This window comes from Rubrivivax rivuli (assembly GCF_004016505.1).
In the GTDB taxonomy this organism is placed as follows: domain Bacteria; phylum Pseudomonadota; class Gammaproteobacteria; order Burkholderiales; family Burkholderiaceae_C; genus Rubrivivax; species Rubrivivax rivuli.
This window is the reverse complement of record NZ_SACR01000004.1, coordinates 257,685-270,220: the sequence shown is the minus strand read 5'-3', so window position 1 is coordinate 270,220 and position 12,536 is coordinate 257,685. Positions and strand designations below refer to the sequence as shown.

Below are 12,536 nucleotides of genomic sequence, written 5' to 3'. Positions count from 1 at the left end.
TCACAGAAGGCCCCGCTGGCGGTGCCGCAGCAGCACCATCAGGTACACGCCGCCCAGCACCGCGGTGAGCACGCCCACCGGCAACTCTTGCGGCGCCATCACGCTGCGCGCGGCCACGTCGGCGGCCAGCAGCAGCACGCCGCCGGCCGCGGCCGACAGCAGCAGCAGCGGGCCGTGCGTCACCACCACCACCCGGCGCACGAGGTGCGGCGCCACCAGGCCCACGAAGGCCACCAGGCCGGCCTGCGCCACGGCGGTGCCGGTGGCCAGCGCCATCAGCAGCACCAGCAGCAGGCGCGCGCGACGCAGGGGCAGGCCGAGGCTGGCTGCGCTGTCTTCGCCCAGCACCAGCGCATCCAGCGCGCGGGCGTAGCGCCAGGCCAGCACCGCGGCCGGCAGGAGCACGCCGCCCAGCACCGCGCTGCCGGGCCAGCCCAGGAACGAGGTGCTGCCGAGCATGAAGATCTGCTTGCCGCGCAGCGCCTCGGGCGAGACCAGCGTCACCAGTTCAGACACCGACGACAGCAGGATGCCCACCACCACGCCTGCCAGCAGCAGCACCATGGGCCGCCCGGTGCCGCGGGCCAGCAGCAGCGTGAGCAGCACGCCCAGCACCGCGCCGGCGAAGGCCGCGCCCACCAGGCCCACGCGCAGCAGGCTGCTGGCCGTGGCCAGGCCGATGTAGTGGCCCAGGGCGCCGCCGGCAGCGAGCACCAGCACCACGCCCAGGCCGGCCCCGGCGGCCGAGCCGAGCAGGTAGGGGTCGGCCAGCGGGTTGCGGAACAGGCCCTGCGCGATGGCGCCGGCCAGGCCCAGCAGGCCGCCAGTGAGCAGCGCGCCCAGCGTGCGCGGGGCGCGGATGTCGAGCACCAGCGCCCATTCGGCCGCGGCCGGGTTGTCAACCGCCGCCCAGCCGCCCAGCCACTGCAGCGACCAGCCCTCGCTGCCCGCCGCCAGGCCGCACAGCACCAGCAGCCCGGCCAGCCCGGCCAGGGCCAGCGCCAGCGCCCACGCCGGCCGGCGCAGCGCGGGCGCATGGGGCAGGCGGTTGGCGGGGGCGGGGATGGGGGCGTGCATGGCGGGCGTGGGGCTCAGCGGGCCTGCGCAGCGGCTGGCGGCAGCCCGGCCAGGCAATCGGCCAGCAGCTCAGCGCCTTCGGCCAGGCGCGGGCCGGGGCGCACGAGGGTGTCCCAAGGTTCGCTGGCGAAGCCGCAGACGCGGCCCTGCTGCAGTGCACGCAGCGCACCCCAGCCCGGGCGGGCCGGCATCTCGGCCACGGCGCGCGCGGTGCCGATCACGATGTCGGGCTGCGCCCGCACCACGAACTCGGGGTTCAGCTTCGGGAAGGGCCCCATCGCGGCCGGCACCACGTTGCCGACGCCCAGGCGCGCGAGCAGTTCGCCCACGAACGAGACCTCGCCCGCCGCGTAGGGCGCCGAGGCCACCTCGAAGTAGACCTTCTGCCCGCGCAGCGCCGCCGGCACGCGCGCGGCGGCCGCCCCGATGCGCTGCTGCAGCTGCTGCCACAGCGCCGGGCCGGCGGCGGCATCGCCCAGCGCGCGGCCCAGCTGGCCGAGCACGCGCTCGGTGTCCTGCAGCGTGCGGGGCTCCAGCGCCACCACGCGCAGGCCCAGGGCCTCCAGGCGGTCGTTGGCGCGCGAAGAGGTGGCCGTGAGCACCAGGTCGGGCTTCAGCGCCACCAGCCGCTCGATCTGCGTGTCTTCCAGCCCGCCCAGCTTGGGCAGCGTGCGCACGCTGGCAGGCCAGTTCGAGAAGCGGTCGGTGCCCACCAGGCGGCCGCAGGCCTGCAGCGCACACACCGCTTCCGTCAACGAGGGCACCAGCGACACCACGCGCTGCGGCGGCGCCGGCAGCACCACCGTGCGGCCGCGGTCGTCCACCACGCTCAAGGGCTGCGCCCAGCCCGCGCCGGCCAGCGGCGCGAGCATGGCCACCAGCAGCGCGCTGCGCGCGCGCGCCGCCCACCGTGCGAAGGCTGCAGGCATCACCGCATCACCCAGCGCAGGGTGACGAAGGCCTGGCGGCCCGGCTGGTCGTAACCGAGCACGGTGCTGTAGGCCTTGTCACCCAGGTTGTTCACTCGCAGGCCGAGGCGGGCCTGGGGCGTGAAAGCCCATTCGCCGCGCAGGTCGAGCGTGCCGTAGCCGCCCAGGCGCGTGGTGTTGGCCGCGTTCTCGAAGCGGTGCGAGAAGGCCGCCAGCGTGGCGCCGGCGCTCCAGGGCCCGCCCTCCCAGTCCACGCCCAGCCGCAGCGCCTGCTTGGCGCGCCGCACCAGCTGCTTGCCGAAGTTGGCGTTGCCCACCGTGGCGTTGCGCGGGTCGGTGTGGTCGTAGCTGGCGGTGAGATCCAGCTCGCGCCAGCGGCCTTCGTAGCTGAGGCTCAGGCCGTCGATGGCCACCTTCGGCAGGTTCACCGGCTGCGGGCCGCTGCTGATGAAGCCGCGGTAGCGGTAGTCGTACCAGGCCGCGCGCAGGTGGTGCTCACCCACGCTGTAGCGCACGCTGAGCTCGGCGTGTTTTCCTTCCTCGGGCTGCAGCGTGGGGCTGCCGAAGCCGGGGAAGTACAGCTGGTTGAAGCTGGGCAGTGTCTGGCTGGTGCCGTAACTGGCCCCCAGCTGCCACGCCGGCGTGAGCGCGTAGGCATAGGCCAGCGCGCCGGTGGTGATGCCGCCGAACTGCGAGTTGCGGTCGCGGCGCAGGCTGGCCTGCCAGCTGTGGGCGGCGGCATTGCCGTTCAGGCCGAGCGCCAGCGCGTCGATGTCGCGCTCGCTCACCGAGAAGGGCGCGCCGGGGCGGGCCACCTTTTCGCTGGTGCGTTCGATCAGCACCAGCGCCGTGCCCAGCGGCGTGGCGGTGGTGTTCTCCCAGCTCGCCTGGCGGGTGCGCGTCTGGATGGTGCCCAGGCTGGCGAAGGCGCTCGCGCTGGCCAGGGTGTCGTAGGCGTCGGTGCTCTCGCTCAAGGACAGGCGCGTCTTCCAACCCGGCAGCACGCTGCCGCGCGCCGAGAGCGTGACGATCTCGTTGAGCAGCTCGGCGCGCGCGTCGGCGCCGGGGCCGTCGTCGATGCGCGTCAGGCCCGTGCTGTGCAGCCCCAGCAGTTCCACGCGCCAATCACCGGCCGGGCGCCAGCCCAGGCGCAGGCTGCCCCCGCTCTGGCGAAAGCCATCACGGTCGGGGTTGTAGCTGCCGAAGGGGACGTTCGGGTTGGTGGCCGAGATGCCGCGCGTGTCGGTGTGCTGGGCCTGCACGGCCACGTCGAACACACGTTCGCCGTAGCCCACGCCGGCGGCCAACTGGCCGTAGCTGTTGGAGCCGGCCGAGACCTTGGCATTGGCGCTCAAGCCCTGCGGAGCCTGGCGCGTGAAGACCTGCACCACGCCGCCGAGGGCGCCGTTGCCGTACAGCGAGGACATCGGCCCGCGCACGATCTCGATGCGCTCCACCGCCTCCAGCGGCAGGTTGTCCAGCGAAGGCGTGCCCACCGTGGCCGAGCCGACGCGCACGCCGTCCACCAGCAGCAGCGTGTGGCGCGATTCGAGCCCGCGGATGAAGAGCGAGGCCGTCTTGCCCAGGCCGCCGTTGCTGGCGAACTGCAGGCCGGCCTGCTGCGCGAGCAGTTCAACGAGGGTGCGGCCCTCGTTGCGCTCGATGGCGGCGCGGTCGATGACCGTGACCTCGGCCGCGAGCTGGTTCACGGGCGTGGGCACCCGCGTGGCCGTGACGGTGACCTGCTGGGCCGTCTGGGCGCCGGCCGACAGGGCCAGCAAAGAGGAAGCGAAAACCAGCGGCGCTGTGGCGCGACGCGTGAAGCGAAGGAGAGACAAGTGAAACCTCCAGCCGCGCACCCCGCGCGGACATGAACCGAATGCGCAGGCATCGCTGAAGGCAAGGAAGGCCAGACGCCCGGCGGGGCGTGCAGATGCACGCCCTTGCAGGCTCTCCGGCCCGCGCTGCCCTCCGCAACGCCAGCTCCCATCGCATCAGGCCGGTATCCGGGCTCGCGAGTGCCGGGGTCGATTCAACCCCGGAGGCCCACTGCGCCTTCCCAGCCCTGCGGTCTTTCGACGCAGGCCCAGTGGCTGTCGTGCAGTGCGCTCCTCGCTGACCGTTGCGGGGGCAGCGCCGGAATCGGACGAGGTCTGCGGTCCAGACCCTCCTCACCGGCTTCCCGTTTAACCCGCCGCCCTGAACGGAACGGCAGGCACCTGGTGCAAGCAGGCGGGATGCTAGCGCACGAGGCTGAGCGTGCCCTGACGGCCGGCCGGCAGGGGGTTCAGGCCGGGCACGCAGGGGGCGGCCGATATACTCACGATTTCCCACCACAGCACGCGCCACCGGCCCGTGCTGCACGCAATGACCAAGTTCATTTTCGTCACGGGCGGTGTGGTGTCCTCGCTGGGCAAGGGCATCGCGGCGGCGTCGCTGGCGGCCATCCTCGAGTCGCGTGGCCTGAAGGTCACCCTCATCAAGCTGGACCCCTACCTCAACGTCGACCCGGGGACCATGAGCCCCTTCCAGCACGGTGAGGTCTTCGTCACCGACGACGGCGCAGAAACCGACCTCGACCTCGGCCACTACGAGCGCTTCATCACGACGCGGATGAAGAAGAGCAACAACTTCACCACCGGCCAGATCTACAAGTCGGTGCTGGAGAAGGAGCGCCGGGGCGACTACCTCGGCAAGACGGTGCAGGTGATCCCGCACGTCACCAACGAGATCCAGGAATTCGTCAAGCGCGGTGCCAGCGCAGATCTGGATGTCGCCATCGTCGAGATCGGCGGCACGGTCGGCGACATCGAGAGCCTGCCCTTCCTGGAAGCGGTGCGCCAGATGAGCCTGAAGATGGGCCCGACGAACAGCGCTTTCGTGCACCTGACCTACGTGCCCTACATCGCTGCCGCCGGTGAGTTGAAGACCAAGCCCACGCAGCACACGGTGCAGAAGATGCGCGAGATCGGCATCCAGCCCGACGTGCTGCTGTGCCGCGCCGACCGCCCCATCCCCGACGACGAGCGCGAGAAGATCAGCCTCTTCACCAACGTGCAGCGCCATGGCGTGATCAGCATGTGGGACGTGGACACCATCTACAAGGTGCCGCGCCTGCTGCACGAGCAGGGCCTGGACGAGCTGATCTGCATGAAGCTGCAACTGCTCACCAAGCCGGCCGATCTCAAGCGCTGGGACAGCCTCGTGCACGAGGTGGAGCACCCGCGCGCCACGGTGAAGATCGCGATGTGCGGCAAGTACACCGAGCTCTCCGACAGCTACAAGAGCCTGAACGAGGCGCTGCGCCACGCCGGCATCCACAACCACGCCAAGGTGGAGATCGAGTACGTCGACGCCGAGACGCTGACGCCGCAGACGGCTTCGCAGCTGGCCGCGTTTGACGCCATCCTCGTGCCCGGCGGCTTCGGCCAGCGTGGCGTGGAAGGCAAGATCGTCGCGGTGCAGTACGCCCGCGAGCACAAGATCCCCTACCTCGGCATCTGCCTGGGCATGCAGGTGGCCACCATCGAATACGCGCGCCACGTGGCGGGCCTGGCCGGCGCCAACAGCACCGAGTTCGAGCCGCAATGCCCGCACCCCGTCATCGCCCTCATCGAAGAGTGGCAAGACCGCGACGGCAGCATCCAGAAGCGCAGCGCCAGCTCCGACCTGGGCGGCACCATGCGCCTGGGCGCCCAGAGCAGCGACGTGAAGGCCGGCACGCTGGCGCACCAGATCTACGGCCCGGTGGTGACGGAACGCCACCGCCACCGTTATGAAGCCAACGTCAACTACCTCGACCGCCTGCAGTCTGCGGGCCTGGTGATCAGTGCGCTGACGCAGGCCGAAAAGCTCACCGAGATCGTCGAGCTGCCGCAGAGCGTGCACCCCTGGTTCGTAGGCGTGCAGTTTCATCCCGAGTTCAAGAGCACGCCCTGGGGCGGGCACCCGCTGTTCACCAGCTATGTGAAGGCCGCGCTCGACCAGCACGCGCGCACGGCCGGCACCACCACCCAGGCGGCAGCATGAAGCTCTGCGGTTTCGACGTCGGCATCGACAAGCCGTTTTTCCTGATCAGCGGCCCCTGCGTGGTGGAGAGCGAACAGCTGCAGATGGACGTGGCCGGCCGGCTGCAGGAGATCACGCGCGAGCTCGGCATCCCCTTCATCTTCAAGAGCAGCTACGACAAGGCCAACCGCAGCAGCGGCGCCAGCTTCCGCGGCCCGGGCATGGAGCGCGGGCTGGAGATCCTGGCCAAGGTCAAGAAGACGCTGAACGTGCCCGTGCTCACCGATGTGCACGACGAGAGCCACGTGGCCCCGGTGGCCGCCGTGGTGGACGTGCTGCAGACCCCCGCCTTCCTCAGCCGGCAGACCGACTTCATCCGCGCCGTGGCGCAGAGCGGCAAGCCGGTGAACATCAAGAAGGGCCAGTTCCTCGCGCCGCACGACATGAAGAACGTCATCGACAAGGCCCGCGCCGCCGCGCGCGAGAAGGGCCTGCCGGAAGACGTGTTCATGGCCTGCGAACGCGGCGTGAGCTTCGGCTACAACAACCTGGTGTCGGACATGCGCAGCCTGGCCATCATGCGCGAGACCGGCGCGCCGGTGGTCTTCGACGCCACGCACAGCGTGCAGCTGCCGGGGGGCCAGGGCACCAGTTCGGGTGGCCAGCGCGAATTCGTCCCGGTGCTCAGCCGTGCCGCGGTGGCCGTGGGCGTGGCCGGTCTCTTCATGGAGACCCATCCCGACCCCGCCAACGCCCTGAGCGACGGCCCCAACGCCGTGCCGCTGAAGCACATGAAGGCGCTGCTGGAGCAACTCGTCGCGCTCGACCGCGTGATCAAGACCCAGCCGCTGCTCGAGAACGACTTCTCCTGTTGAGCCCCGCCCGAGAAACGCGCCATGCCCGCCGCCTACCTGATCGTCGAATCGCAGGTCACCGACCCCGAGCAGTTCAAGCAATACATGGCCTCTGCGCCCGAGGCCGTGAAGCCCTTCGGCGGTGAATACCTCGTGCGCGGCGGCCGCATGCATGTGCTGGAAGGCGACTGGCAGCCGCCCCGGCTGACGGTGTTGCGCTTCCCCGACTTCGACGCCGCCAAGGCCATGTACGACAGCCCGCCCTATGCGCAGGCCCGGGCCCTGCGCGCCGGCGCCACGGCGATGTTCAACATGGTCATCGTCGAGGGCGTCTGAACGCCCTGCTCCCTGCAAGAACTCCAACTCCGCTGAGAAAGAAGAACCCATGAGTGCCATCGTCGACATCGTCGGCCGCGAGATCCTGGACAGCCGTGGCAACCCCACGGTCGAGTGCGACGTGCTGCTGGAAAGCGGCACCATGGGCCGAGCCGCCGTACCCTCGGGCGCCAGCACCGGCAGCCGCGAGGCCATCGAGCTGCGCGACGGCGACAAGGGCCGTTACCTGGGCAAGGGCGTGCTGAAGGCGGTGGAGCACATCAACACCGAGATCAGCGAGTCGGTGCTGGGGCTCGATGCTTCCGAGCAGGCCTTCCTCGACAAGACCCTGATCGACCTCGACGGCACCGACAACAAGAGCCGCCTGGGCGCCAACGCGATGCTGGCGGTGAGCATGGCCGTGGCGCGCGCCGCGGCCGAAGAGAGCGGCCTGCCTCTCTACCGCTACTTCGGTGGCATGGGCCGCATGAGCCTGCCGGTGCCGATGATGAACGTTATCAACGGCGGCGCGCACGCCAACAACAACCTCGACCTGCAGGAGCTGATGATCATCCCCGTGGGGGCACCCAGCTTCCGCGAGGCGCTGCGCTACGGCGCCGAGGTCTTCCACGCGCTGAAGAAGATCATCCACGACAAGGGCATGCCAACGCAGGTGGGCGACGAAGGTGGCTTCGCGCCCAACGTCGCCAGCCACGAGGCCGCGCTGCAGCTGATCCTGGAAGCCATCGACAAGGCCGGCTTCGTGGCAGGCGAACAGATCGCCCTGGGCCTGGACTGCGCCGCCAGCGAGTTCTACAAGGACGGCAAGTACCACCTGGAAGGCGAAGGCCTGCAGCTGGCCGCCGCCGAGTGGACCGACATCCTGGCGACCTGGGTCGACAAGTACCCGATCATCAGCATCGAAGACGGCATGCACGAAGGCGACTGGGACGGCTGGAAGCTGCTCAACGACCGCCTGGGCAAGAAGGTGCAATTGGTGGGCGACGACCTCTTCGTCACCAACACCAAGATCCTGGAGCGCGGCATCCGCGAGGGCGTGGCCAACTCCATCCTCATCAAGATCAACCAGATCGGCACGCTGACCGAGACCTTCGCCGCCATCGAGATGGCCAAGCGCGCCGGCTGGACCAACGTCATCAGCCACCGCAGCGGCGAAACCGAGGACAGCACCATCGCCGACATCGCGGTGGGCACCAACGCGGGGCAGATCAAGACCGGGTCCTTGAGCCGCAGCGACCGCATGGCCAAGTACAACCAGCTGCTGCGCATCGAGGAAGACCTGGGTGACGTGGCCAGCTACCCCGGCCGCGCTGCCTTCTACAACCTGAAGTAAGGCGCTGGCCCGATGCGCTGGACCCCGCTGCTGCTTGCCGCCCTGCTGGTGGTGGTGCAGGGCGACCTGTGGTTCGGCAAGGGCAACCTGCCCTACGTGATGAGCCTGCGCAAGCAGCTGGCCGAGCAGCGCGCGCTGAACGACACCGCGCGCGAACGCAACCAGCGTGTGGCCGCCGAGGTGGCCGACCTGCGCGAGGGCCTGGAGATGGTGGAAGAGAAAGCGCGTGCCGAGCTGGGCATGGTCAAGCCTGACGAGATCCTGGTCCAAGTGACGCAGGTGGCGGCACGCCGCTGAGGCGCCCATGCCCGCGCTCGACGCGCTGCTGGCCGCCGCGCAACCCCTGCTGGCGACGGCCTTCACGCTCTGGGGCAGCCCGGTCACGTGGCTGGAGGTGGTGGCCTTCACGGCCGCGGTGCTGATGGTGCTGGCCAACCTCCGCGTCAATCCCATCGCGTGGCCCTTGGCCATCCTGAGCTCGCTGCTCTACGCCCTGCTGTTTGCCGACAGCAAGCTCTATGGCGAGGCGGCGCTGCAGTTCGTCTTCATCGCCGCCGCCTGCTGGGGCTGGTGGCAGTGGCAACGCGGGCGCGGCGACGATGGCGCGCCGCTGCGCGTGCACCACCTCTCGCGGCGTGGCATCGCGCTGCTGACCGCGGCGACGCTGGCGGCCTGGCCGCTGGTCGGTGCGCTGCTCGACCGAGCCACCGACAGCGACGTGCCCTACTTCGACGCGCTGCCCACCGTCGCCAGCTTGGCGGGTCAGTTGCTGCTGGCCCGCAAGTGCGTCGAGAACTGGCCGGTGTGGGTGGGTGTGAACCTCGTCAGCGTGGCGCTGTTCGCCACCAAGGGCCTCTGGCTGACCACGCTGCTGTACGCCGTTTTCGTGGGGCTGTCTTTCGTCGGCTGGCGCGCCTGGCGCAGGCTGGCGGTGGCCTGATGCAGCCGGCGCTGCTGGTGGCCATCGTCGGTGCCGAGAGCACCGGCAAGACCACGCTCGCTGCCGCACTGGCCGAGGCGCTGGCGCGCGAAAGCGGGCGCCGTGTGGCTTGGGTGCCCGAAGTGCTGCGCGAGTGGTGCGACCACACCGGCCGCACGCCGCTGGCCCACGAGCAGGCATCGATGATGCGCGCCCAGCACGAACGCCTGAACGCCGCCGCCGAGACGCACGACATCGTGGTCTGCGACACCACGGCACTGATGACGGCCGTCTACAGCCGCATCGTCTTCGGCGACCGCAGCCTCGACGAACGCGCCGTGGCGCTGCACCGCCGCGCGGGCGTGACGCTGCTGACCGCGCTGGACCTGCCCTGGGTGCCCGACGGTCTGCAGCGCGACGGCCCGCAGGTGCGCGAGCCGGTGGACCACGCGCTGCGCGAGCTGATGCACCGCCACGGCATCGCCCACGCCATCGTGGCCGGCAGCGGCCAGACGCGGCTGCAGAACGCGCTGGCCGCCACACGGCCGGCCTTGTTTGCGCAAGAAGCCCCTGCGTCTGCGCGGCGCGGAGGCCTCTTCACCAGCCTCACCGGGCTGGGCAACGGGGCCGCCGCGCGCTGGTCTTGCGAGTGCTGCGTGCCGGCCTTCGAGCGCGCGCTGCAGGGTGCAGCGTCCCAGGCTGGCCGCTATTGAACCGCCGCCGGCCCCGGCGGCTGGTCGCGCACCGGCGTGAACATCTCGCCCACGTCCACCGCGTCGAAGCGGTACTGCAGGCCGCAGAACTCGCAGCCCACCTCCACCTCGCCGCGCTCGGCGATCAGGCTCTCGCTCTCTTCCCGGCCCAGGCCGCGCAGCATGTTGCGCACACGCTCGCGGCTGCAACTGCAGGCAAAACGCGGCGTGGCCGCGGTGTCGGGTTCGAAGACGCGCAGGGTTTCTTCCCAGAACAGCCGGTGCAGGATCTGCTCGGGCGGCAGCCCCAGCAGTTCTTCGCGCGTGAGCGTGGCGGCCAGCATCGCGATGCGGTTGAAGTGCTCCGAGATGCCAATGTCGTCTTCGTTTCGGCGCCCCTCGAGATTGCCTTCACCTTCCACCGGCATGCGCTGGATCAGCAGCCCTGCGGCCACCCCGTCGTTGGCGGCCAGCACCAGGCGCGTGTCGAGCTGCTCGCTCTGCAGCATGTAGTGCTCCAGCACCTGCTGCACCTGTTGCAGCGGCTCGCGCTGGTCGCCATGCAGCGGCACCACGCCTTGGTAGGGCTGCTGGCCGGGCAGGCGGTCTTTCGGGTCCAGCGTGATGGCGCAGCGGCCCTGGCCGTGCACGTTCAGCAGCGCTTCCAGCTGGGCGCCGGCCGGCACCTCGCCCACCACTTTGGCGGTAGCGCGGAAAGCCAGGTCGGGCTGCACCTCGGCCACGGCCAGCTTCACGGGGCCGTCACCCTGCATCTGCAGCACCAGCGCGCCGTTGAACTTGATGTTGGCCTGCATCAGCACGGCCGCGGCGGCCATCTCGCCCATGAGCACGCGCACCTCGGGCGGGTGTTCACCCACGGTCTGGCGGCGGCGCAGCACCTCCTGCCAGCCGTCGGTCAGGCGCACGAGCATGCCGCGCACGGGCAGGCCCTCGAACAGGAATTTGCGCAACACGCTCATCAGGCGATCCGTTTCAGTTGGGTGCGGTGGCGCTGGGCCTTCTCGACGTAGCCCACCGCCCCTTGCTTCATGCGTTCCAGTTGCTCGGGCGTGATCTCGCGCACCGCCTTGGCCGGGCTGCCGATGATGAGGCTGTGGTCGGGGAAGACCTTGCCCTCGGTGACGACCGCGCCGGCGCCCACCAGGCAGCCGCGCCCGATGACCGCGCCGTTCAGCACCACGGCCTGGATGCCGATGAGCGCGCCATCCCCCACGGTGCAGCCGTGCAGCATGGCCTGGTGGCCCACGGTCACGTCTTCGCCCAGCGTCAGGGGCGAGCCCATGTCGGTGTGCATCACGGCGGCTTCCTGCACGTTGCTGCGCGCGCCGATGGTGATCCATTCGTTGTCGCCGCGCAGCACGGCGCCGTACCAGACGCTGGCGCCTTCCCCCAGGGCCACGCGGCCGATGACCTCGGCGCTTTCGGCCACCCAGGCGGTGGCGGCGATGCGCGGTGCGTCGTCGCCGAGTTGGTAGATGGCCATGTGGGCCTCCTGCAGGCAAAGCGCACAATTCTAGGGATGGAGCTACGTCGCGCCGCCCTGCGGGCCTTGCAGATCGCCGAGCCGGCCGAGAAGGCGGCCGCGGCCCTGGCACTGCACCCGCAGCACCACCCGGGCCTGATGGACGGGCACGGCCCGCTGCTCGACCCGGACGCAGCGCTCCAGGCCGAAGGCCCGCTGCCAGGGCGTACCGAGCGCCCTCTGCTCGTCGACCCCCGCGAGGTGCAGCCGCGCTCGCCCTTCACCCGCGAAGGCCGGGCCGCGCTGCTGCACGCCGTGGCGCATATCGAACTCAATGCCATCAACCTGGCGCTGGACGCGGTGTGGCGCTTCGCCGGCATGCCGCGCGCTTACTACCGCGACTGGCTGCGCGTGGCGGCGGAGGAAGCGCTGCACTTCTCGCTGCTCAGCGAACACCTGGCGACCCTCGGCTGCTGCTACGGCGACCACCCGGCCCACGACGGCCTGTGGGCGATGACGGCCCGCACCGCCGGCGACATCACCGCCCGCATGGCACTGGTGCCCCGCACGCTGGAAGCCCGCGGGCTGGACGCCACGCCACCCATGCAGGCCCGCCTGCGCCAGGCGGGCGACGAGCGCGCGGTGCAGATCCTCGACGTGATCCTGCGCGACGAGATCGGCCACGTGGCCATCGGCAACCACTGGTACCGCTGGCTGTGCGAGAGGGACGGCCTCGACCCCGTGGCCCATTACGCCGTGCTGGCCGAGCGCCACCGCGCGCCCAGGCTGCGCGGCCCCTTCAACATCGCCGCGCGCAGCGCTGCGGGCTTCACCGACACCGAGATCGCGGCGCTCGGCGCGCTGTGACTTTCTGCCGACTTGTGCGGCAGCAGCATTACACTTCG

13 protein-coding genes and 1 riboswitch are annotated in these 12,536 nt (G+C 70.6%); of the genes, 8 read left to right on the top strand and 5 right to left on the bottom strand.

Going from position 1 to position 12,536, the window contains the following annotated elements; translation table 11 throughout:
• The 3 genes from EOE66_RS13575 to EOE66_RS13565 form a co-directional block, all read right to left on the bottom strand.
• Window positions 1–1,005: a FecCD family ABC transporter permease gene (locus EOE66_RS13575; RefSeq protein ID WP_128229716.1), complete on the bottom strand. Its 1,005-nt coding sequence runs from the start codon at window positions 1,003–1,005 to the stop codon at window positions 1–3.
• A gap of 86 nt (window positions 1,006–1,091) precedes the next feature.
• Window positions 1,092–2,006 (bottom strand): ABC transporter substrate-binding protein, encoded by a 915-nt coding sequence (locus EOE66_RS13570; RefSeq protein WP_128229278.1) that lies wholly within the window; start codon window positions 2,004–2,006, stop codon window positions 1,092–1,094.
• Complete coding sequence (locus EOE66_RS13565; protein WP_128229277.1) at window positions 2,006–3,844, bottom strand: TonB-dependent receptor domain-containing protein; 1,839 nt, start codon at window positions 3,842–3,844, stop codon at window positions 2,006–2,008. The genes EOE66_RS13570 and EOE66_RS13565 overlap by 1 nt, the downstream gene beginning before the upstream one ends.
• A gap of 142 nt (window positions 3,845–3,986) precedes the next feature.
• Window positions 3,987–4,244, bottom strand: a riboswitch (cobalamin riboswitch).
• Window positions 4,245–4,373: 129 nt separating this feature from the next.
• On the opposite strand from EOE66_RS13565, the gene pyrG reads away from it, so the two are divergent.
• The 7 genes from pyrG to EOE66_RS13530 are packed head-to-tail and all read left to right on the top strand — an operon-like array spanning window position 4,374 to window position 10,169.
• Window positions 4,374–6,035: a CTP synthase gene (pyrG, locus tag EOE66_RS13560; protein WP_128229276.1), complete on the top strand. Its 1,662-nt coding sequence runs from the start codon at window positions 4,374–4,376 to the stop codon at window positions 6,033–6,035.
• Window positions 6,032–6,889: a 3-deoxy-8-phosphooctulonate synthase gene (gene kdsA / locus EOE66_RS13555; RefSeq protein ID WP_128229275.1), complete on the top strand. Its 858-nt coding sequence runs from the start codon at window positions 6,032–6,034 to the stop codon at window positions 6,887–6,889. The genes pyrG and kdsA overlap by 4 nt, the downstream gene beginning before the upstream one ends.
• A 21-nt stretch (window positions 6,890–6,910) precedes the next feature.
• A complete protein-coding gene (locus EOE66_RS13550) occupies window positions 6,911–7,204 on the top strand; it encodes a DUF1330 domain-containing protein (protein ID WP_128229274.1) in 294 nt (97 codons plus the stop codon).
• A gap of 49 nt (window positions 7,205–7,253) precedes the next feature.
• Window positions 7,254–8,537 carry a phosphopyruvate hydratase gene (gene eno / locus EOE66_RS13545; protein WP_128229273.1) on the top strand — a complete coding sequence of 428 codons (1,284 nt, stop codon included), beginning with the start codon at window positions 7,254–7,256 and terminating at the stop codon, window positions 8,535–8,537.
• Between the two features lie 12 nt (window positions 8,538–8,549).
• Entirely contained in the window at window positions 8,550–8,834 is a 285-nt protein-coding gene (ftsB, locus tag EOE66_RS13540) for a cell division protein FtsB (protein ID WP_128229272.1), read from the top strand.
• A gap of 7 nt (window positions 8,835–8,841) precedes the next feature.
• Window positions 8,842–9,477, top strand: coding sequence for a nicotinamide riboside transporter PnuC (gene pnuC, locus EOE66_RS13535; protein ID WP_128229271.1), 636 nt, complete (start codon window positions 8,842–8,844; stop codon window positions 9,475–9,477).
• Window positions 9,477–10,169, top strand: coding sequence for an AAA family ATPase (locus EOE66_RS13530; RefSeq protein ID WP_128229270.1), 693 nt, complete (start codon window positions 9,477–9,479; stop codon window positions 10,167–10,169). The genes pnuC and EOE66_RS13530 overlap by 1 nt, the downstream gene beginning before the upstream one ends.
• Here EOE66_RS13530 and hslO read toward each other — a convergent pair.
• Together hslO and EOE66_RS13520 are read right to left on the bottom strand one after the other, a co-directional pair.
• Window positions 10,163–11,128, bottom strand: a complete 966-nt coding sequence (hslO, locus tag EOE66_RS13525; protein ID WP_128229269.1) for an Hsp33 family molecular chaperone HslO — start codon at window positions 11,126–11,128, stop codon at window positions 10,163–10,165. The genes EOE66_RS13530 and hslO overlap by 7 nt on opposite strands.
• Entirely contained in the window at window positions 11,128–11,652 is a 525-nt protein-coding gene (locus tag EOE66_RS13520) for a gamma carbonic anhydrase family protein (RefSeq protein ID WP_128229268.1), read from the bottom strand. Before EOE66_RS13520 ends, hslO begins: the two co-directional genes overlap by 1 nt.
• A gap of 36 nt (window positions 11,653–11,688) precedes the next feature.
• Between EOE66_RS13520 and EOE66_RS13515 the strand changes: the two genes are divergently transcribed.
• Window positions 11,689–12,498 carry a ferritin-like domain-containing protein gene (locus EOE66_RS13515; RefSeq protein ID WP_128229267.1) on the top strand — a complete coding sequence of 270 codons (810 nt, stop codon included), beginning with the start codon at window positions 11,689–11,691 and terminating at the stop codon, window positions 12,496–12,498.
• The last annotated feature ends 38 nt before the right edge of the window (window positions 12,499–12,536 follow it).

Bases quoted from the DNA above. Each gene is read 5' to 3' on its own strand.
- EOE66_RS13515 (WP_128229267.1), top strand. From the start codon at position 11,689: ATGGAGCTACGTCGCGCCGCCCTGCGGGCCTTGCAGATCGCCGAGCCG.
- pyrG (WP_128229276.1), top strand. From the start codon at position 4,374: ATGACCAAGTTCATTTTCGTCACGGGCGGTGTGGTGTCCTCGCTGGGC.
- EOE66_RS13520 (WP_128229268.1), bottom strand. From the start codon at position 11,652: ATGGCCATCTACCAACTCGGCGACGACGCACCGCGCATCGCCGCCACC.
- EOE66_RS13570 (WP_128229278.1), bottom strand. From the start codon at position 2,006: ATGCCTGCAGCCTTCGCACGGTGGGCGGCGCGCGCGCGCAGCGCGCTG.
- kdsA (WP_128229275.1), top strand. From the start codon at position 6,032: ATGAAGCTCTGCGGTTTCGACGTCGGCATCGACAAGCCGTTTTTCCTG.
- eno (WP_128229273.1), top strand. From the start codon at position 7,254: ATGAGTGCCATCGTCGACATCGTCGGCCGCGAGATCCTGGACAGCCGT.
- hslO (WP_128229269.1), bottom strand. From the start codon at position 11,128: ATGAGCGTGTTGCGCAAATTCCTGTTCGAGGGCCTGCCCGTGCGCGGC.
- ftsB (WP_128229272.1), top strand. From the start codon at position 8,550: ATGCGCTGGACCCCGCTGCTGCTTGCCGCCCTGCTGGTGGTGGTGCAG.
- EOE66_RS13550 (WP_128229274.1), top strand. From the start codon at position 6,911: ATGCCCGCCGCCTACCTGATCGTCGAATCGCAGGTCACCGACCCCGAG.
- pnuC (WP_128229271.1), top strand. From the start codon at position 8,842: ATGCCCGCGCTCGACGCGCTGCTGGCCGCCGCGCAACCCCTGCTGGCG.
- EOE66_RS13530 (WP_128229270.1), top strand. From the start codon at position 9,477: ATGCAGCCGGCGCTGCTGGTGGCCATCGTCGGTGCCGAGAGCACCGGC.